The organism is Amorphoplanes digitatis (genome assembly GCF_014205335.1).
GTDB classification, from domain to species: Bacteria; Actinomycetota; Actinomycetes; order Mycobacteriales; family Micromonosporaceae; genus Actinoplanes; species Actinoplanes digitatus.
On record NZ_JACHNH010000001.1, the window covers coordinates 1879644 to 1897757 of the forward strand.

Consider the following 18114-nt stretch of genomic DNA (forward strand, 5'->3'; position numbering starts at 1 on the left):
GTCAGTCGGTGTGCGGGAGCCGGTCCGCCGGGATGACGCCCAGGCGGCCCTTCTGGTAGTCCTCGAACGCCTGCATGAGCTCCTCGCGGGTGTTCATCACGAACGGGCCGTACTGCGCGACCGGCTCGCGGATCGGCCGGCCGCCCATGATGAACAGCTCCATCGCGGGGACGTTCGAGTCCTGCGATTTCGCGGCGGCGACCCGGATGGTGTCGCCGGCGCCGTGCGCGGCGAGCTGGCCGATCTGGATGGGGCGTGCCTCCACCCCGACCGTTCCCCGCCCGGCGAGCACGTAGACCAGCGCGTTGTAGTCGGGCTGCCAGGGCAGGTCGAGCTCGGCGCCCGGCTGGAGCGTGACGTGTGCGAGGTTGATCGGGGTGTGCGTCGACCCGGGACCGGCATGCCCGGCGATCTCGCCCGCGATCACCCGGATCAGGGCGCCGCCGTCGGGGGTGGTCAGCAGCGCCGCCTGCCTGCCGCGGATGTCCTGGTATCGCGGCGCGATCATCTTCGCCGCCCGGGGCAGGTTCACCCAGAGCTGCAGGCCGTGGAAGAGTCCGCCGCTGGTGACCAGCTGCTCCGGCGGGGCCTCGATGTGCAGGATGCCGCCGCCCGCGGTCATCCACTGGGTGTCGCCGTTGGTGATCGAGCCGCCGCCACCGTTGGAGTCCTGGTGGTCCATCTGGCCGTCGATCATGTAGGTGACGGTCTCGAAGCCCCGGTGCGGGTGCCACGAGGTGCCCTTGGGCTCGCCCGGCGCGTAGTCGACCTCGCCCATCTGGTCGAGGTGGATGAAAGGGTCCAGCTCGTTGGTCGGCACCCCGGCGAAGGCGCGCCGGACGGGGAAGCCCTCGCCCTCGTAGCCCGACGGCGCGGTGGTGAGCCGGTGCACGGGCCGGTACTTGCTGGTGGCCGGGTCGAGCCGCGGCAGGCGCGGCAGGACCAGGACGTCGTCGACGGTGATCGCGGGCATTTCTCTCCCTCAGGCTGTGACCGGCAGCGAGCGCAGTCGCGGACCCAGGCGTCCGAAGACGCGGGTGATGGCGGCGATCTCGGCGTCGTCGAGGTCGTCGATGAACGTTTCCCGCACGGTGGCGAGGTGCAGCGGCGCGGCGGCGGTGAGCGCCGCCATGCCGGCGTCGGTCAGGACGGCCTCCTGGCCGCGCCCGTCGTCGGAACAGCTCTGCCTGCTGACCAGGCCGCGCTTGACCATCGAGGTGATCTGGTATGTGCACCGGCTCGGCGAGAAGACAAGCCGGCTGGCGAGCTCGCCCATCCGGACCCGGTGGCCGGGCGCCTCGGAGAGCGCGACCATGACGTGGAAATCCGCCATGCTCAGCCCGGTGGTGGCGCGCAGGTCCTCCTCCAGGCGGGTGTGCAGCGCCCAGCTGCTCTCCACGAAGGCCCGCCAGGCTTGCTGCTGGCTGTCGCTGAGCGGTCGCGTCATGGTGCGACCATAACTCTTTCAAATCTGAAATACCACCGGTACGGCGGTAACGGCCGTCACGGCCCCAGCAGCCGGTGCAGCCCGCCGAGGTCCTCGATGCGCAGGTCGCCGTCGACGCCCTTGAGCGCGGCGACCCGGGCGCCGGCCGCCCGGCCCGCGGCGACACCGACCTCCGCGTCCTCGACGACCAGGCAGTGCCGCGCCGCGACGCCGAGCAGTTCGGCCGCGCGCAGGTAGCCCTCCGGGTCCGGCTTGCCGGCCCGGACGTCCTCGACCGTGACCAGCACGGGCGCCTCGATGCCGGCCGCGCCCAGCCGGGCCCGGGCCAGCCGCAGGTCGGCGCTGGTCACGACCGCCCAGGGCAGGCGCAGGCTCGCCAGCAGCCCGAGCGCGCCCGGGGTGGCCACGACGTCGGAGAGGTCGTCGTACTGGAGCTCGAGCTGGCGGGCCGCGACGCTCGCCACCTCACCCTCGGGCAGGCCGGGCAGGGTCAGCCGGACGGTGCGCTCGGCCGGCGCGCCGTGCGCGACCGCGAGCACCGCGTCCGGGTCGGCGTCGAACTCGGCGGCCCAGGCGCGCCAGGCGCGCTCGACGGCCGCGTCGGAGTCGACAAGGGTGCCGTCCATGTCGAAGAGCACCGCCGCGATGGAACTCGGATCCACGTCGTCCTCCAATATCCTCGTTCGACGAGGATATTGGGTCAGGCGCGGTAGTAGAGGCGCAGCTCGAAGCCGTCGGTGCGGGTCCGCCAGCCCAGATCGTCGACGGCGCGCACCTCGGGCCGCCCGGCGAGCCAGTTCGCGGCCATGGCGAGCACGTCGGCGGGGGTGCCGCCGGTGAAGACCCGCCGGCGGGCGTGATCGTCGGCCGGCGCCGGCGCGTGCCGCGGGTAGCTTCGCGCGGTGAGCGTCGGCTCCGGTCCGGTGATCACGGCGGTGGAGCCGACGGCCTCGCCGTCGACCACGCCCTGAATGAACCAGTCGTTGATCGACTCGTCGTGCTCGACGCTCCACCCGCTGATCGTCCCGAGGTCCGAGGCGATGGCACGCTTGGCGTTGTCGAGCGCGGAATCCAGCGTGGGTAGATCGATGTCGTCGCCGTTGTACTCGACGCGGTAGTTCATCGTGCCCTCCAGCGGTCGCCCAGGTCGGCGGGTAATACCCAGGCGGCCGCCGGAGTAGGCATCAGGCCGCCTGGTCCCGCAGCGAGCGGGTCACGTCCTCGCGCAGCCGGGCGAGGTCGACGCCCGCCTCTGTCAGGATCTGCACGGCCAGGCCCTCACCCTCGCGCAGGATTCCGAGCATGAGGTGCTCCGGCGCGATGAAGTTGTGCTTGAGGCGGATCGCCTCGCGCAGGGAGAGCTCCAGGACCTTCTTGCTGCGCGGCGAGAACGGCGTGTGCCCGCTGCCGTAGAAGCGGCGCAGCAGGCCCCGGCGCTTGGGCGCGGTGTCCCGCGGCAGGCGCAGCGCGCCGGGGCCGAAGTTCTCCTCGATGGCCCGGCGGACCGCGTCCAGGTCGATGCCGATCGCCTTGAGGGCCGCCGCGTCCTCCGCGTCCGCCTCCGCCAGCGCGTCCCGGTAGGGCGTCGCGCCACCGTCGACGCGGCGAATGATCTCGGCCCGGGCGTAGGCGGCGTCGACGTGGCGGTCCCGCAGGGCCGGCGCCGAGGCCACCGGGCCGTCCGCGTCCGCCAGCAGCGACAGGAGCACGTGCTGCGTCCCGATCGGTTCCTGCCGCAGGTCGCGGGCCTCCTCCTGTGCGCGTACGACGACGGTTCGTGCCGCATGGGTGAATCGCTCGAACATCTCAGCCCTCCCGTGGGTCCTGCATCGGCACGCGGCCGGCGTGCTTCTTGTGGACGCCCTGGCGGGTCACCTCGAGGGCGTCCGCGATCTCCTGCCAGGACCAGCCCTTGCGGCGGGCGTTGGCCACCTGGAGATGCTCGAGGCCCTCCAGGAGGCGGCGCAGCGCCACCACCGCGCGCAGGCCGACCCGGGGGTCGGCGCTGCCCGCGGCCGCGGCGAGATCGGTTGCTTCGGTCATGGCTGTCAACTTACGTTGACACGGCCCGATCTGTCAACCCTGGTTGACATCGACCGTCGCGCACGAAGAAGGCGCCGGACCCGGTCCGGCGCCTTTCGTTGTTCGATCCGACCTGCTGCTACACCCCGAACGTCATCTCCATGCCCGCCGTCGGGGTGAACGACATGCTGAGCTCGACCGGCAGGGCCGCCGGCGCCGCCACCGAGAACGGCACGCCCCACGGGTCGAGCAGCTCCGCGTAGCTGCCGAAGCCCATGTCCGTCGGGCCCGCGATGACGCCGCCGCCGAGGCTGCGGCACAGCTCGATCGTCTCGGCGCAGTCCGCGACCTGGAAGGCCGCGCGCCACCAGCTGCCGCCCCGGCTCGGCGCGAGGCCGGCCATCGCGTCGTGCGCGGTGGTGATCCACTCGCCCCGGGTGCCGTCGCTGCCGTACTCGTCGCGCAGCAGCCAGCCGAAGGCGCGGCCGTAGAAGCCCGCCGCCGCGACCGCGTCGTCGGTGAGCAGCTCCGGGAAGGTCATCGTGCCCGGCTCGCCGCCCACCTGCGCGCCGGTGAAGTCGCCGGTCTCCCAGAGGCCGAGCAGCGCGCCGGCCGGATCGGCGATCAGCGCCGAGCGCCCGCCGTGCCCGTCGGTGGGCGGGGTGACCAGCCGGCCGCCGGCCTCGCGGACCCGGGTGATCGACGCCTCGAGGTTGTGCTCGGTGAGGTAGGTGAGCCAGCCGACCGGCCGGTCGGCGCGCGCCCGGGTCAGGCCGGCCGCGGCGCGCCCGCCCAGTTTGAAACGGTCGCCGGCCGGTTCCCAGCCAAAAAGACCGGCATAGAATTCCGCCGCCCGTGCGGGATCCGCACTCGCCAGTTCGACCCAGCAGGGGGTCGCCGGCGCAAAGCCCCGAATTCGCATCGGCCGCACCTTTCCTGTCGTTCCATCGTGGAATCTCGGCCTGGGAGGTGCCGACCACCTTACAGGTATGAATACGCTCTGCCACCATGCTGGGGTTCAATGTCCTAAATAAACTACGAGTTCGCGGGGCAAGCATTACTCAGAGTTGCGATCATTACTGAGAGTGGCGCTCTTCCGGGGTCCGGGATCGTTCGTTGGACCTATCCAAAAGCCGCATCACAGGCGTGGCCGCAACGCCGTGCAACACCACGCTCACGACCACGACTAATGCCACTGTCGCCCATATGACATCCACGTTCGGGAACGTCGCAAGGCTCATCGCATAGGCGAGGTAATAAAACGAACCAATGCCGCGGATCCCGAACGCGGCGATCACCCAGTGCTCGGCGGTACGGCCCGGCGCGCCGCGCAGCGACAGGAAGCCGGCCACCGGGCGGATCACGAGGATCAGCGCGAGGCCGGCGAGGGCGGCCGGCCAGGTCAGCGGCGCCAGCAGGCCGCCGACGACGGCACCGCCGAGCAGCAGGAGCAGCAACACCGTCAGCAGCCGCTCGATCTGCTCCGCGAAGTCGTGCAGCACCTGGTGGTACTCGTGCGAGCGCTGCGCCGAGCGGATGGCGCGCGCCGCGATGAACACCGCCAGGAAGCCGTACCCGCCCGCCACCTCGACCAGCCCGTAGGCGAGGAACGTCGCGGCAAGGGCGAGGAAGCCCTCCGCGTGCCGGGCCAGGCGCAGCTCGTGGCGGGGCGCCCGGAAGAAGAGCTTGCCGAGCAGCCGGCCGATGACCAGCCCGCCGACCACCCCGACCACGCCCTTGTAGAGCACGTCGACCAGCAGCCACTCGGCCAGCGGACTCCCGTGTGCCGAGGCGGCGCCGGCCACCGCGATCGCCGCGTACACGAACGGGAGGGCCAGCCCGTCGTTGAGGCCCGCCTCCGAGGTCAGCGCGAACCGCACCTCGTCCTCGGAGTCCTCCTCGTCGGTCGGCTCGCCGACCTGTACCTCCGCGGCCAGCACCGGGTCGGTCGGCGCGAGGGCCGCGCCGAGCAGCAGCGCCGACGCCGGCACCAGCCCGGCCCACCACCAGCCGAGCAGCGCCATCGCCGCGATGGTGACCGGCATCGCGACGGCAAGCAGCCGCCACGTCGACGACCAGCGGCGGCCTGCCAGCGGGCGGTCGATCTTCAGGCCGGCGCCCATCAGCGCGACGATCACGCACACCTCGGTGAGGTGCTGGGTCAGCTCCGGCCGGGCGATCGGGTCGATCTCCGGCAGCCCGATCGGCAGCGCGAAGACGAGCATCCCGAGGGCGAGGAACGCGATCGGCATGGACAGCGGGCGGCGTTCCAGGACCCGCGGCAGGATGCCGGCCAGCAGGGCCGCGACGCCGAACAGGGCGAACAGAAGATCGGACAGCTCCACGGTCCTCAAACTGCCCCGCGACAGGCCAAAACATGCCGCGCTCAGCGCGGCGGGATCAGCATCTCGAACCAGACCGTCGAGCCGCGCACCGTCGGGTCGGTGCCCCAGGCGTCGGTCAGCTCCTCGATCAGCCCCAGGCCGCGGCCCCGGCTGCTCAGCGTGTCGGTGCGGGCCCGGGTGACGCTGCCCCGCGTACCCGTGTCGGCCACCGACACCAGCAGGCGCTCCGCGCTCAGGTCGATGTGCACCTGCGCCGGGGTGCCCGCGTGCAGCAGGGCGTTCGTGGTCAGCTCGCTCGTGCACAGGATCGCGGCGCCGATCACCGGCTCCGGGACCGCCCACTCGCGCAGGCGGGCCGACATCCACTGGCGTACCCGGCTCGGGCCCGTCGGCTCGGCCGGCACCAGCATCGTCGCCGAGCGGCTCAGCGCCACCGCCCGCTCCACGGCCAGCACGGCCACGTCGTCGTCGGTGCGCCCGGCCACCGCCGCCGTCGCCAGCGAGCACAGGTTGCGCGGGTCGCCGCTGTTGGCCGCCGCGGCCGCGGCGACCAGGTCCGCGAGTCCCTCGCTCAGCGGCCGGTGGCGGCGCTCCACCACGCCGTCGCTGAACAGCAGGATCGAGTCGCCCGGCTCGAGGCGCAGGGACGCCGTGTGCCACTGCCCGCCAAGGCCCAGCGGCGCGCCCGGCGGCACCCCGACGAGCTCCGCGGTCGCCGGCCCGCCGTCGGTGCCCGGGCGGCGCACCACCGGCGGCGGGTGGCCGGCGCTGGCCACGGTGAGCGTGCCGTCGGCGAGGTCGAGCACGCCGTAGACGACGGTCACGAAGATCTCCTCGTTGCGCGACTCCGCGCCCAGCGAGGTGACCAGCCGGTCCAGCCCGGTGAGGACCGTGCCGGGCGCCGGGTCGGTCAGCGCCAGCGCACGCAGCGCGGCCCGGACCTGCCCCATCACGGCGGCCGCGCGGACGTCGTGGCCGGCCACGTCGCCCAGCACGATCGCCAGGCGGCCGTCGGTGAGCTCGAAGGCGTCGTAGAAGTCACCGCCGGCGGCGTTGCCGTCCACCCCGACGTCGTAGCGGGCCGCGATCCGGAACCGCTCCAGCTCCGGCAGGTGCTCGGGCAGCATGCTGCGCTGGAGGAGCTGGGCCGTGCCGTGCTGCGCCTCGAAGCGGCGGGCGCGCTCGGCGGCCTGCGCGACGAGCTCGGCGGCGGCGTAGAGCAGCGCGCGCTCGGCCGGCAGCCACGTGTGCGCCGTGCGGTAGCCCATGGTGAGGGCGCCGACCAGCGAGGCGGTGCGCAGCGGCATGGCCGCCAGGGCCCGGATGCGGCGCTCGTGCCGGTCGGTAGCGATCTTGGCGAGGGGCGACCCGTCCGGCTGGAACAGGGGCCGGCCGGTCTGTGCCGCGGCGACCAGGGGCGACGCCGGGTCGTTGCCGATGCGCTTCCACAGCGGCGGCAGGCGCTCGTCGGCCTCGTCCATCATCTCGCCGCGGATGCGCCGCACGTAGCGGAACGCCGGCCCGTCGTCGACGGCGAAGACGCAGTGGTCCACGTCGAACGAGGTCATCGCGTAGGCCAGGACGACGCGCGCGACGTCGTCGATGGTCAGCGCCGCCGCCAGCTTGGCGGTCAGGTCGCCGAGGCTCTGCAGCCGGCGGGTCACCTGGGTGGTCTCGGCCGCGACGGTCAGCACGCCGACGACGGCGCCGTGCGCGTCGCGGACCACCGAGTGGCCGCGGGTGAACGAGGCCTGCTCGACCTGGCCGGCGCTGCCGCGGGCCACCGCGACCTGCGTCTCGGCCTCGAGGAACGGCTGGCCGGTTCGGTAGACGTCCTCGATGACGCCGCCGACGCCGGGCGCCTGCCACTGCTCGCCGAAGACCTCGGCGCCGGGGCGGCCCAGCGCGGCGGGGTGCCGGTCGCCGAGCAGCTCCGCGTACGCGTCGTTGTAGACAAGCACGTGGTCGTCGCCGTAGGCCAGCGCCATCGGCACGGGGGAGGCGAGGAGCACGTCGACCGTCGCGCGGACGACCGGATCCCACGCCTCGGCCGACCCCAGCGAGGTGGCGGCCCAGGGGTGGACGCGGACCCGTGCGGCGCAGTCGACGGCGGGCGCCGCCGGAGCACCGGTCTGGTTGGGCAGCGTGGTCATCGCTGAAGGGCTCCCCATGCCGACCATGAGATGAGCGTAGCCCGCCTCGGCCGTTCGGACGATGGGGGCACCATACGGTCGTCCGATTATGGCCGGTACGCGTAGGTGGACCGGGTGTGTCGCTCGGGACCCGTCCCGGCGAGATCTTACGATGCGTGGTCCGGGTGCGCGGGATCCGGCCCCGGTGCGCTCGTCCTGCTCCCGTCCTGCGGCCGGCCGCATCGAACCCGGGCGACGTGGGGCACGTCGCTGAGCTGCGGCGATCCGGCCGCTCTTCGGCAGGCGTCCGGGAACCGTCGCCGCAGGCGGGGTTTCTCGCGCGACCACTCTCCGCAGCGCCGGTGCGGTGGACCCATTCGCCCGCGGGTGTCGCATATTCGACAAGGGCCGTCATGCCGCCCGCGGACCGGAATCCATGATCGACTGTCCCGCCGCGCGCCCGGCCGGGTCCGGAGAACATCGCCGCGCCGAGCTGCGGTACGGCCCGGGGCGACCTATGGTCAGCACAGGCCGGGCGTCGATGCCGGGCGGGTAGCGGGCGTTGAAGGAGAGCGGATGACCGGGCCCGATCTGAGCGATGCGCTGAGTGACATGTGGAGTTCCGTGCTGCTGTTCGTGCCGATCGCGCTGGCGTTCATCGCCATCCTGATCATCGGCTACGTGCTGGCCCGGATCGCGCGCACGGTGGTCGGCAAGACCCTGCGCCGGGTCGGCTTCGACCGTGGGGTCGAACGCGGCGCCATCGGCCGGGCACTGGGCGGCCGGGTCGAGCCGAGCGACCTGTGCGCCAAGATCGCCTTCTACGCCGTGCTGCTCTTCGCGTTGCAGCTGGCCTTCGGCGTCTGGGGACCGAATGCGGTCAGCGACCTGCTCACCGCGCTCGTCGCCTGGCTGCCCCGTGCGTTCGTGTCGATCGTCATCATCGTGGTCGCCGCGGCGATCGGCGGCGCCGTCCGCGACCTCATCGGCAGCGTGCTCGGCGGGCTGCCCTACGGCCGGGTGCTGGCGCAGGCGGCGTACTGGCTGATCGTGGCGCTCGGCGTCATCGCCGCGCTGGAGCAGGTGCAGATCGCCACGGCGGTCACCCAGCCGATCCTCATCGCCGTGCTGGCCACCGTCGCGGGCGTGCTCATCGTCGGCGTCGGCGGCGGGCTGATCCGGCCGATGCAGCAGCGGTGGGAGCTCTGGCTGGAGCGGGCCGGCGCCGAGTCGGCGGCGATCCGCGAACACGCCCGCAACTACGCCGACGAGCGGGCCCGGGCGGCCGCCGGGAAGAAGGCGGCCGAGGAGGCCGCGGCGGCGCGGGCGGCGGAGGAGGCGCGGGCGGCCGAGCAGGCGCGCGTCGCCGAACAGGAGCGGATCGCCCGGGAGGCGGCGCTCGCCGAGACCGCCCGGGTGGAGGCGGAGCGCGCGGCGGCCGAGGCCGCCCGGCTGGAGGCGGAGCGCGTGGCGGCCGAGGCCGAGCGGCAGCGGGCAGCGCGGGCGGCGGCCGCGGAGGCGACGCAGGTCATCCCCCTGCCGCGCAGCGGCGACGAGGACGATCGGCCGCATCCGGTACCGGGATTCGGCGAACCCCGGCCGCCGGTGGCCGAAGCCGCCGGCGCGGAGACCACGACCCGGCTGACGATGGACACCTCGGCCGAGCCCGGCCCGGCGGCGGAGCCGGACAGCGAGCCGGACACCGAGCCGAATGTCGGTGGCGGCCGGGCGCGACCCGCCGATGACCCGGACGCGACGGCGGACACCGGTGGCGGCCCGGCCCGGCCCGCCGAGGATCCGGACGGCACCGACAAGGGCGGGACGCCGGAAACGGACGACTCCGACAAGGGCGGGACGCCAGAGACGGACGACTCCGACACCACCGTCGACATCGCCTCGGACCCGGATACGACGGCGATCATTCCGGTGACGGAGCGACGCCAGGTGATTCCCCGGCAGGGTGGATCGGCCGACGCGGACAGGACCCAGGTGATCCCGGCCCGGAAGCCCGGCGACGAGACCTGAGCGAAGGGGCCGGCTTCGCCGCCGGCCCCGAACGTCAGCGGTTGCCGGGCAGCGTCCTGGCGAGCGAGCAGACCGCCAGCAGGCGGTGCAGCACCCAGTCCTGCTCGGTCCAGTCGACCGGGCCGAGCGGCGGCTCCCAGCCGTGCTTGAAGGCGGCGTCGCGGACGCCCTCGGCGTACGCGGCGAGGATGACGGCCGTGAGCGGGCGCACGTCCGACGACAGGCTGTCGCGGATGCCCGCGATGTGCTGGTCGAGGGTGGCGAGCAGGCCCGGTGACTCCGCCGCGGCCGCGAGGCCGGAATCGCCGACGGACCTCATCAGCTCCTCGAGGCAGGCTTGGGCAGAACGCAGGGCAGCACGAGCGGCAGCGCCGCTGAACAGGCCATTCATGGGAGGAACGTTAGGGATCCTGGGGTAGTCAACGGGTTCCCGCGACCGGTGCAGAACGGTTGAACTTCGGCCGGCGCGGAGCCGGAAACCGGACCCCGGCGACCACGGAGGCGGTTGTGAACCATGACGGACCCGACGACGCCCACCGGCGCCCGGAGGGGATGAGTGACGCGACGGTCGAGGCGCTGGGCAAGCTCAGCGAGGCGCTGGAGGTGATCGAGCGGGTCCGTGGGTGCCTGTACGAGGTGCACCAGCTGACCGGGCAGGCCGACTTCAAGCTCGACGAGGCGGTGTCGCTGTTCATGCAGGCCGGGCACGCCGGGATCGCCCAGCGGATCCAGCGGGAGCTCATCGGCCGCAACATCGTGCCGGGCCACTGGACGTTCCAGCTCGTCGAGGAGTTCGACGACGGCTACTACGACGAATTCCGCACCGTGGAGCGGGACGTCCGCGGCGAGCTGGCCGGCGGCCGGCGGCACCTCTACGAGGCCGAGCTCAAGGAGCGGCGCCGCACACACGGCCGCGAGGGCCACGAGGCCCGCTGACCTACTCCGCCTCCGCCTCGGTCTCCGGGCGGCGGCGCTGCGCGTCGTCCGCCAGGATCACGGTGGCGACCAGGACGGCGACGACGACGGCGAAGAGCCAGGAGGCGTCGTGCATCAGCCGGGCCGCGATCGGGGCCTGGACGGCGGAGAGCAGGAAGCCCAGCCAGGCGATGTCGCGCTGGCGCTCGGACAGGAAACCGGCAGAACGCATTGGGAAAGTCTGACCGGAATTGGATGCTTCGCCGTCACCCTTTCGGCCGATCCCGGGTTGTCCGGTGGTGCACACTGCGCCACGTAGCCGCCGCTCAACGGCCGGTTCGCGATCCCTGTTCCTGCTGGTCGCGGGCCTGCTTGCGGGCTGCGCCCTGGCCGGTTGCGCTCCGGTGTCGACGCTCGGCGCGCGGCAGATGCCGGCCGGGGACGGCCCGCAGCAACACGTCCTCGCGGGCGCCCTGCACGGCCGCAGGGGCGCCTTCCTGGTCGTCCGGGACGCCGCGTCCCGGGTCGAGGTGCGCCTCGCGGACCTGCCGGGGCTGCTGTACCGGATCAGCACGCCCGCCGACTCCGGGCTGGCGCCGGCCGTCACCGGCACGCCCGGCCGGGTGCGGCTGGGCCTGCGGCCGACCGGCGCGGACGGCCCCGACACGGTCGAGATCCTGCTCAACCGGGCCGTGCGCTGGGACATCCGGCTGCCGGCCGGCGCGGGGGAGCAGCACCTGGATCTGGCCGCCGGGCGGATCCGCCGGGTCGAGCTCGGCTCCGGGACCGGGCTGGTGAGCATGCGGCTGCCGCCGCCGCGCGGTACGGTCCCGATCAAGCTGACCGGTGGCGTCGGCGAGATCGCGGTGGCGATTCCGCCGGGTACCCCGCTGGGCCTGCGCCTGCGCGGCGGCGCGGCGCTGGTGGCCGTGCCCTGGACCCGGCGGGCGCGGGCGGCGGCGGGGGTGCTGGTCGCCCCGGCCGGCTGGCTCACCGCCCGCAACAGGTACGCGGTGGACGTGGAGTCCGAGGTGGGCACCGTGACCGTCTGGGGCTGACGACAGAGAGGCGGCCGGCGTGGAAGCCGTTGACGCGATAGTCATCGGGGCGGGGCACAACGGCCTGGTCGCGGCGAACCTGCTCGCCGACGCCGGCTGGAGCGTCGAGGTCGTCGAGGCGACACCGCAGGCGGGCGGCGCGGTCCGCTCCGGACACGTCACCGCGCCGGGCTACCTCAGCGACCTGTTCAGCTCCTTCTACCCGCTCGGCTACGCCTCGCCGGTGCTCAAGGCGCTGGATCTGCGGGAGCACGGGCTGGAGTGGACGCATGCCCCGGACGTGTTCACCCATCTGCTCCCGGACGGCCGGGCGGCGACGGTCAGCCGCGACCTGGAAACCACGATGGCCTCGATGGAGCGGTTCGCGGCGGGCGACGGTGAGCGCTGGCGGCACGCGTACGAGGAGTGGCGCGCGGTCTCCCCGCAGCTGCTGGAGGCGTTGTTCCGGCCGTTCCCTCCGGTGCGGGCGGGTCTGGACCTGGCCCGGCGGCTGCGGGCCGGCGGCTCGCTGCGGCTGGCCCGCCGCCTGATGCTGTCGGTGCGCGACCTCGGCTCGGAGCTGTTCCGGGGCGAGGGTGCGACGCTGGCGCTGGCGGGTTGCGCGCTGCACACCGACCTGTCGCCGGAGGACGCCGGCGGCGGCGTGTACGGCTGGCTGCTGGCGATGCTCGGCCAGGAGGTCGGCTGGCCGGTGCCGGTCGGCGGCGCCCAGCAGATCACCTCGGCGCTGGTCCGGCGCCTCTCGGAGCGCGGCGGCCGGATCACCTACGGGACCCCGGTGACGCGCGTCCTGGTCGCGCGGGGCCGGGCCATGGGTGTGCGTACGGCGGACGGGCGCGCCCGGCGCGCCCGCCGCGCGGTGCTCGCCGACGTCCCGGCGCCGGCGCTCTATCTCGACCTGGTCGGCGCCCGGTGGCTGCCGCCGCGTGTCGTGCAGGACCTGGAGTTCTTCCGCTGGGACGGCGCGACGGTCAAGGTCGACTGGGCGGTGAACGGCAGGATCCCGTGGCGCAACCCGGCCGCGGCGGGTTCCGGGACCGTGCACCTCGGCGCCGACCTGAACGGGCTGACCCGGTACGCCGCCCACCTGGCCACCGGTGAGCCGCCGCCGGATCCGTTCCTGCTGATGGGCCAGATGACCACGGCGGACGGGTCCCGCTCGCCGGCGGGCACGGAGTCGGCCTGGGCGTACACCCACCTGCCGCACCGCCGGCACTGGACGGCGGACGAGATCGCCGCCCGGGTGGCCCGGATGGAGGCGGTGATGGAGGAGTACGCGCCGGGCTTCGGCGCGATGGTCGTCGGCCGCAATGTGTTCTCGCCGGCCGGCCTGGAGCGGGAGAACCCGTCCCTGGTGGGCGGTGCGCTGGGCGGCGGGACGGCGGCGGCGTTCCAGCAGCTGTTCCTGCGGCCGATACCGGGCCTCGGCCGGGCGGACACCCCGGTGGAGCGGCTGTTTCTGGCGAGCGCGTCGGCGCATCCGGGCGGCGGGGTGCACGGCGTGCCGGGTGCCAACGCGGCCCGGGCGGCGCTGGCCAGGGACCGGGCGCTGACCGGACGGCTCTACCAGGCCGCGGTCGGCGCGGCGCACCGGGCCGTGTACCGCTGAGCTCCGGCGCGGACGGCACCCGGGCCGGTGCCGGAGCGGTAGGCTGGACGATAGCCGCAAGGCTGGACATACCTGGCGCCCCGCGATGTTTACGGTTTCGGGGGTAGGGCATGACTCGCCGGGTGACGCAGCCTCGAATCCGGTCTTCTCCCGGAACCAAGCTGTCGGAGGAGGACCCTGTGCGCATCGCCATGATCTCCGAGCAGGCGAGCCCACTGCCCACCGCTGCCGCCGGTGCGCAGCAGCGTCATGTCGCCGACCTGTCCACCGCGCTGGCCGCCGCCGGCCACGACGTGCGGGTGTACACCCGCCGGGACGCGCCCGGCCTGCCCGGTGTCGTGCCGATGGGCGAGGGCGTCCACGTCGTGCACGTGCCCGCCGGGCCACCGCGGGCGCTGCCGCCCGAACGGATGCTGTCGCACATGGGCGACTTCGCGCAGTGGCTGCGTACCGAATGGCGGGAGGCCGACTGGGTCCCCGAGGTCGCGCACGCGCACTTCTGGACCAGCGGCCTTGCCGCGGTCACCGCGGCCCGGCGGGTCGGTATCCCGGTCGTGCAGTCGTTCCACGAGCTCGGCGGCGCCGCCGGCGGCGCCGCCCGGGACGGGCCGTCGCGCAACGGCTACGAGCGCGCCCTGGGCCGCGCCGTCGACCGGGTGGTGGCACAGAGCCACGACGAGGCGCGCGGCCTGGTGCGCATCGGCGTTCCCCGAACCCAGCTGACCGTGGTCCCCGCTGGCGTCGACAGCGAACGCTTCACCCCCGAGGGGCCGGCCGCCGAGCGTGACCCGGAGCGGACCCGCATCCTGTCCGTCGGACCGCTTGTCGAGCGCAAGGGCCATGGCGACGTCATCCAGGCCATGCGATACGTCCCCGGCGCCGAGTACGTCGTCGTCGGCGGTCCGCCCGCCGATCGGCTCGCCACCGACCCGCAGGCCAAGCGGCTGCGTGCCCTCGCCGAGCACTACCGGGTCGCCGACCGGGTCCGCCTGGTCGGCGGCGTGCCGGGCGCCGAGATGCCGGGCTGGTACCGCTCCGCCGACCTGCTCGTCGCGGCGCCCTGGCACGAGCAGTCCGCGCTGGCCTCGCTGGAGGCGATGGCCTGCGGCCTGCCGGTGATCGGCACCGCCGTCGGCGGCCTCAACGAGACCGTCGTGGACGGCCTCACCGGAGACCTGGTGCCGGCCCGCGACCCCCGCGCGCTGGGCGGCGCCCTGCGGCGGCTGGTCAACGACAAGGTCCGCCGGTTCGCGTACGCGACGGCGGCGCTGGACCGGGCCCGGCAGGCGTACTCGTGGAAGCGCGTCGCCTCCCAGCTGGGCTCGGTGTACCTGACCGTCGCCGGGCGCCGGTCCGGCGAGGCGATCGCCTAGGACAGGCCCTAAGGCGTGCGCGGCTCGCCGCGATAGGTGCCGAACGACCACAGGTTGCCCTCCGGGTCGCGGGCGGCGAAGTCCCGCGAGCCGTAGTCGGTGTCCGCCGGCGCCCTGACGATGGTCGCACCGCACTTGCTCGCCCGGTCGTGCAGCCCGTCCGGGTCGTCGGTGACCACGTACGCGCCGAAGGTGCCGGGCGGCAGCGCCCAAATGTCGTCCGGGTCGTCGCGGTGCGAGCCGAGCATGATGCCGCCGCCGGGCGGCCAGGCCAGCTCGGCGTGGTCGACGCGGTCGCCCTCGCCGTGCACGGCGGTCTCGATGAAGCCGAACGCGTCGACCAGGAACCGGATCAGGGCGCGCGCGTCGCGGGCCCGCAGCGTGGGCCACACCTGGGGTGGCGGGGTCGTGTTCATGTCAGCCATCGTCGCCGCGCGCGGCGGCCGCGTCTTGGACGAAAGTGAACTCGTCGGCGAGCCAGCGCGACGGCGAGCAGCCGGCCATCGCCCGGAACTCGCGGTTCAGGTGTGCCTGGTCGTAGTAGCCGGTGTCGGCGGCGAGGTCGGCCAGCCGGGTACGCGGGGTGAGCCGGCGCCGGGCCCGGTCGAAGCGGACCACCCGGGCGGCCTCCTTGAGCCCCAGCCCGGTCTCGACCCGGAACCGGTCGGTGAGGTGGCGGGCGCTCCAGCCGACCTCGCCGGCCAGCGCCCGGACACCCAGGTTGCCGCCGGTCGCCAGCAGCCGCCCGAAGGCGTGCGTCACGTCCGGGTGCACCTCGGCGGCGCCGCGCCGGGCGAGCGCGAGCAGCGCGGCGTCCACCGCCGCGAACCGGCCCGGCCAGCTCGGCGCGGCCCGCAGGAGCTCGCGGACCTCCTCGGCGCCGGGCGCGCCGAGCACGTCCGCCAGGTCGAGGTCGAGGCCGGCCAGCTCGCCCGCGGGCAGGCCGAACAGGGCGCGGCACCCCAGCGGGTGCACGGCGACCTGCACCCCGGACTGCCGGCCGCCGTGCGCGATCAGGGTCGGGGTCAGGTGCAGGCCGCCGACCAGCGCGTCGTAGCGCCGCGCCGCCCGCCCCCGATCGGGGTCGGCGCACACGACGAGCGGGTCGTCGAGGGTCAGGACCAGCGTCAGGTACGGCGACGGCAGCCCGCGGTGTGTGACGCTCGGCACGCCGACCTGCCGCCAGCCCGAGTAGTGCGCGACGTACGGCCGCAGCGCCGCGCACGGCCGTGCCCACGCGGACTCGTCCACCACCATCTTCCGAGCATCTCACCCGCACGGGGTGCGGCGGAGCGACAAAAACCTCACGTGCCTCCCCGGCCGGTCGACCTACCGGTAGGGCCACCGTCGGCCCGCAACCCGCTGCCGAAGGTGATCAGGTGAAGTTTTCGTACCTCAAGGTCGGACGCAGGCTCGGTGCCGGCTTCCTCGTGGTGATTCTCAGCATGGTCGCGCTCACCGCGATCGCGATCTTCCAGGTAGGCAGGATCAGCGACGGGCTGACCGGCGTCGACAACGCCGGGGCGGCGCAGGCCCGTGACATCGCCGACGGCCTGGTGACCACCATGGCGGTCGTCTGCCTGCTGGCGGCCGCCGTCGCGGCCGTGGTCGCCTGGCTGATCACCCGCAGCATCACCGGGCCGATCAACGACGCGGCGAGCGTGCTGGCCGCGGTGGCGGACGGGGACCTGACCCGCCGGGTGAACGTGACCTCCACCGACGAGGTCGGCCAGCTGGGCCTGTCGGCGAACGCCGCCCTGACCTCGATCAGCACGGTCATCACGGAGCTGACGCACAGCGCCGAGGGGCTGGCGGACACCAGCCGCCGCATCGGCGGCCTGTCCGGGCAGATCGCCAAGGGCGCCGCGGAGTCCTCGGCGCAGGCGAACGTCGTGGCCGGCGCCGCGCAGGAGGTCTCCCTCAACGTGCAGACCGTCGCCGCCGGCGCCGGGGAGATGGGCGCGTCGATCAGCGAGATCTCGCACAACGCACACGAGGCGGCCACCGTCGCGGCCGGCGCCGTCGACACGGTCCGGACCACCACCGACACCGTGTCCCGCCTCGGCGACTCGAGCCGCATGATCGGCGACGTGGTCAAGGCGATCACCAACATCGCCGAGCAGACCAACCTGCTCGCCCTCAACGCCACCATCGAGGCGGCCCGGGCCGGCGAGGCCGGCAAGGGCTTCGCCGTGGTCGCCGGCGAGGTCAAGGACCTGGCGCAGGAGACAGCACGGGCGACCGAGGACATCTCCCGGCGGGTCGAGGCGATCCAGGCCGACACCGCGAGCGCCGTCGCCGCCATCGCCGACGTCTCCGAGGTCATCACCCGGATCAGTGACTACCAGACCACGATCGCCTCGGCCGTCGAGGAGCAGACCGCGACGACGAACGAGATGAACCGCAGCGTCGGCGACGCGGCCGCCGCCTCCGAGCAGATCGCGGTGAACATCGGCAGCGTGGCCGACGCCGCCCGGGACACGACGTCCTCGGTCGACGAGTCCCGGCGCGCGGCCGGCGAGCTCGACGAGCTGAGCCGCTCGCTCCAGAACCTGGCCGCCGGCTTCCGAGTCTGAGACGGCACCGCGCCGGCGCCTAGGGCGCCGGCGCGGTCAGGGCGCGGGTGTCAGCCCGCCAGGGTCTTCGCCAGCTCGTCGCGGAACGTGCGCTCGTCCTCGGTGACGGTGTCGCCGCCGATGCCGAGGACGCCGCCGGTCGACGCAGCGCCGACCACGCTCTCCGCGATCTCCACCAGCCAGTGCTTGTAGGTCTCCGCGTCCGCCGCCGCGACCTTGCCGGCCAGCAGGGCCGCCGCCTGCGCGGCGCGCTCCAGCACGTCCTGCGCGTAGCCCACCGGGTCGGCCGGCTCGATCGCCGGCAGCACCTCGCCGCGCTCCGGGTCACCGGTCAGGTCGAGGACGGCCCCGGCGACGGCGGCGACCAGGGCGCTCGCCGAGGCGCGCGCGTCGGCGATCTCGTCGAGGCCCGCGGCCGTCTCGGCGCGGGTCTTGCGGGCGCTGTCGTGCGTCGCCACGCTCGCGGCGGTCAGTACCGACTGCGGCAGGCCGACGAGCAGCCCCCACTCGCTGTCGGTGAAGCCGAACTCGGCGTACTGCGGTGCGTCCGTCACTGATCCTCGCTTCTCTCGGCTGTCGGAGACAGTCGACGTTACCCAGAACCCGGGGCGG

At 74.0% G+C, this 18114-nt stretch carries 20 protein-coding genes; 6 read left to right on the forward strand and 14 right to left on the reverse strand.

Going from position 1 to position 18114, the window contains the following annotated elements; translation table 11 throughout:
- Position 1: 1 nt before the first annotated feature.
- The 9 genes from BJ971_RS08500 to BJ971_RS08540 all read right to left on the reverse strand — a co-directional run bounded on the left by BJ971_RS08500 (position 2) and on the right by BJ971_RS08540 (position 7994).
- On the reverse strand, positions 2 to 973 hold the full coding sequence (locus tag BJ971_RS08500; protein ID WP_184991379.1) for a pirin family protein: 972 nt from the start codon (positions 971 to 973) through the stop codon (positions 2 to 4).
- Positions 974 to 982: 9 nt separating this feature from the next.
- The gene (locus BJ971_RS08505; protein ID WP_184991381.1) at positions 983 to 1447 is read right to left on the reverse strand and encodes a MarR family winged helix-turn-helix transcriptional regulator; all 465 of its coding nucleotides are present in this window, start codon (positions 1445 to 1447) and stop codon (positions 983 to 985) included.
- Between the two features lie 56 nt (positions 1448 to 1503).
- Complete coding sequence (locus BJ971_RS08510) at positions 1504 to 2109, reverse strand: HAD-IA family hydrolase (RefSeq protein WP_184991383.1); 606 nt, start codon at positions 2107 to 2109, stop codon at positions 1504 to 1506.
- Between the two features lie 38 nt (positions 2110 to 2147).
- The gene (locus BJ971_RS08515) at positions 2148 to 2570 is read right to left on the reverse strand and encodes a hypothetical protein (RefSeq protein WP_184991385.1); all 423 of its coding nucleotides are present in this window, start codon (positions 2568 to 2570) and stop codon (positions 2148 to 2150) included.
- A gap of 61 nt (positions 2571 to 2631) precedes the next feature.
- Positions 2632 to 3252: a Clp protease N-terminal domain-containing protein gene (locus tag BJ971_RS08520; RefSeq protein WP_184991387.1), complete on the reverse strand. Its 621-nt coding sequence runs from the start codon at positions 3250 to 3252 to the stop codon at positions 2632 to 2634.
- 1 nt (position 3253) lies between these two features.
- Positions 3254 to 3490, reverse strand: coding sequence for a hypothetical protein (locus BJ971_RS08525; RefSeq protein WP_023560874.1), 237 nt, complete (start codon positions 3488 to 3490; stop codon positions 3254 to 3256).
- Between the two features lie 118 nt (positions 3491 to 3608).
- Positions 3609 to 4391 (reverse strand): VOC family protein, encoded by a 783-nt coding sequence (locus tag BJ971_RS08530; protein ID WP_221478755.1) that lies wholly within the window; start codon positions 4389 to 4391, stop codon positions 3609 to 3611.
- Between the two features lie 154 nt (positions 4392 to 4545).
- The gene (locus tag BJ971_RS08535) at positions 4546 to 5814 is read right to left on the reverse strand and encodes a cation:proton antiporter domain-containing protein (protein WP_184991391.1); all 1269 of its coding nucleotides are present in this window, start codon (positions 5812 to 5814) and stop codon (positions 4546 to 4548) included.
- 41 nt (positions 5815 to 5855) lie between these two features.
- Positions 5856 to 7994, reverse strand: coding sequence for an ATP-binding SpoIIE family protein phosphatase (locus BJ971_RS08540; protein ID WP_184991393.1), 2139 nt, complete (start codon positions 7992 to 7994; stop codon positions 5856 to 5858).
- Positions 7995 to 8522: 528 nt separating this feature from the next.
- On the opposite strand from BJ971_RS08540, the gene BJ971_RS42620 reads away from it, so the two are divergent.
- Positions 8523 to 9971, forward strand: coding sequence for a mechanosensitive ion channel family protein (locus BJ971_RS42620; protein WP_184991394.1), 1449 nt, complete (start codon positions 8523 to 8525; stop codon positions 9969 to 9971).
- A gap of 34 nt (positions 9972 to 10005) precedes the next feature.
- Here the strand turns inward: BJ971_RS42620 and BJ971_RS08550 are convergent, their stop codons facing one another.
- The gene (locus BJ971_RS08550) at positions 10006 to 10362 is read right to left on the reverse strand and encodes a DUF6401 family natural product biosynthesis protein (RefSeq protein ID WP_184991395.1); all 357 of its coding nucleotides are present in this window, start codon (positions 10360 to 10362) and stop codon (positions 10006 to 10008) included.
- A gap of 161 nt (positions 10363 to 10523) precedes the next feature.
- Between BJ971_RS08550 and BJ971_RS08555 the strand changes: the two genes are divergently transcribed.
- On the forward strand, positions 10524 to 10907 hold the full coding sequence (locus BJ971_RS08555) for a hypothetical protein (RefSeq protein WP_184998732.1): 384 nt from the start codon (positions 10524 to 10526) through the stop codon (positions 10905 to 10907).
- A gap of 1 nt (position 10908) precedes the next feature.
- On the opposite strand, the gene BJ971_RS08560 is transcribed toward BJ971_RS08555, so the two are convergent.
- Positions 10909 to 11118 carry a hypothetical protein gene (locus BJ971_RS08560; RefSeq protein ID WP_184991396.1) on the reverse strand — a complete coding sequence of 70 codons (210 nt, stop codon included), beginning with the start codon at positions 11116 to 11118 and terminating at the stop codon, positions 10909 to 10911.
- Between the two features lie 64 nt (positions 11119 to 11182).
- Between BJ971_RS08560 and BJ971_RS08565 the strand changes: the two genes are divergently transcribed.
- The 3 genes from BJ971_RS08565 (at position 11183) to BJ971_RS08575 (ending at position 14926) form a co-directional block, all read left to right on the forward strand.
- A complete protein-coding gene (locus BJ971_RS08565; RefSeq protein ID WP_239087327.1) occupies positions 11183 to 11944 on the forward strand; it encodes a toast rack family protein in 762 nt (253 codons plus the stop codon).
- 19 nt (positions 11945 to 11963) lie between these two features.
- The gene (locus tag BJ971_RS08570) at positions 11964 to 13553 is read left to right on the forward strand and encodes a phytoene desaturase family protein (protein ID WP_184991397.1); all 1590 of its coding nucleotides are present in this window, start codon (positions 11964 to 11966) and stop codon (positions 13551 to 13553) included.
- A gap of 179 nt (positions 13554 to 13732) precedes the next feature.
- On the forward strand, positions 13733 to 14926 hold the full coding sequence (locus BJ971_RS08575; protein WP_184991398.1) for a glycosyltransferase: 1194 nt from the start codon (positions 13733 to 13735) through the stop codon (positions 14924 to 14926).
- Between the two features lie 8 nt (positions 14927 to 14934).
- Here the strand turns inward: BJ971_RS08575 and BJ971_RS08580 are convergent, their stop codons facing one another.
- Together BJ971_RS08580 and BJ971_RS08585 are read right to left on the reverse strand one after the other, a co-directional pair.
- Positions 14935 to 15342 carry a VOC family protein gene (locus BJ971_RS08580; protein WP_203709197.1) on the reverse strand — a complete coding sequence of 136 codons (408 nt, stop codon included), beginning with the start codon at positions 15340 to 15342 and terminating at the stop codon, positions 14935 to 14937.
- A gap of 1 nt (position 15343) precedes the next feature.
- Positions 15344 to 16183: a helix-turn-helix domain-containing protein gene (locus tag BJ971_RS08585; protein WP_184991400.1), complete on the reverse strand. Its 840-nt coding sequence runs from the start codon at positions 16181 to 16183 to the stop codon at positions 15344 to 15346.
- Between the two features lie 122 nt (positions 16184 to 16305).
- Between BJ971_RS08585 and BJ971_RS08590 the strand changes: the two genes are divergently transcribed.
- Positions 16306 to 17502 carry a methyl-accepting chemotaxis protein gene (locus BJ971_RS08590; RefSeq protein WP_184991401.1) on the forward strand — a complete coding sequence of 399 codons (1197 nt, stop codon included), beginning with the start codon at positions 16306 to 16308 and terminating at the stop codon, positions 17500 to 17502.
- Between the two features lie 50 nt (positions 17503 to 17552).
- Here BJ971_RS08590 and BJ971_RS08595 read toward each other — a convergent pair whose 3' ends face one another.
- Entirely contained in the window at positions 17553 to 18056 is a 504-nt protein-coding gene (locus BJ971_RS08595; RefSeq protein ID WP_184991403.1) for a hypothetical protein, read from the reverse strand.
- Positions 18057 to 18114 lie beyond the last annotated feature (58 nt).

Bases quoted from the DNA above. Each gene is read 5' to 3' on its own strand.
- BJ971_RS08585 (WP_184991400.1), bottom strand. From the start codon at position 16,183: ATGGTGGTGGACGAGTCCGCGTGGGCACGGCCGTGCGCGGCGCTGCGG.
- BJ971_RS08500 (WP_184991379.1), bottom strand. From the start codon at position 973: ATGCCCGCGATCACCGTCGACGACGTCCTGGTCCTGCCGCGCCTGCCG.
- BJ971_RS08540 (WP_184991393.1), bottom strand. From the start codon at position 7,994: ATGGTCGGCATGGGGAGCCCTTCAGCGATGACCACGCTGCCCAACCAG.
- BJ971_RS08505 (WP_184991381.1), bottom strand. From the start codon at position 1,447: ATGACGCGACCGCTCAGCGACAGCCAGCAGCAAGCCTGGCGGGCCTTC.
- BJ971_RS08515 (WP_184991385.1), bottom strand. From the start codon at position 2,570: ATGAACTACCGCGTCGAGTACAACGGCGACGACATCGATCTACCCACG.
- BJ971_RS08520 (WP_184991387.1), bottom strand. From the start codon at position 3,252: ATGTTCGAGCGATTCACCCATGCGGCACGAACCGTCGTCGTACGCGCA.
- BJ971_RS08525 (WP_023560874.1), bottom strand. From the start codon at position 3,490: ATGACCGAAGCAACCGATCTCGCCGCGGCCGCGGGCAGCGCCGACCCC.
- BJ971_RS08530 (WP_221478755.1), bottom strand. From the start codon at position 4,391: ATGCGAATTCGGGGCTTTGCGCCGGCGACCCCCTGCTGGGTCGAACTG.
- BJ971_RS08560 (WP_184991396.1), bottom strand. From the start codon at position 11,118: ATGCGTTCTGCCGGTTTCCTGTCCGAGCGCCAGCGCGACATCGCCTGG.
- BJ971_RS42620 (WP_184991394.1), top strand. From the start codon at position 8,523: ATGACCGGGCCCGATCTGAGCGATGCGCTGAGTGACATGTGGAGTTCC.
- BJ971_RS08555 (WP_184998732.1), top strand. From the start codon at position 10,524: ATGAGTGACGCGACGGTCGAGGCGCTGGGCAAGCTCAGCGAGGCGCTG.
- BJ971_RS08580 (WP_203709197.1), bottom strand. From the start codon at position 15,342: ATGAACACGACCCCGCCACCCCAGGTGTGGCCCACGCTGCGGGCCCGC.
- BJ971_RS08550 (WP_184991395.1), bottom strand. From the start codon at position 10,362: ATGAATGGCCTGTTCAGCGGCGCTGCCGCTCGTGCTGCCCTGCGTTCT.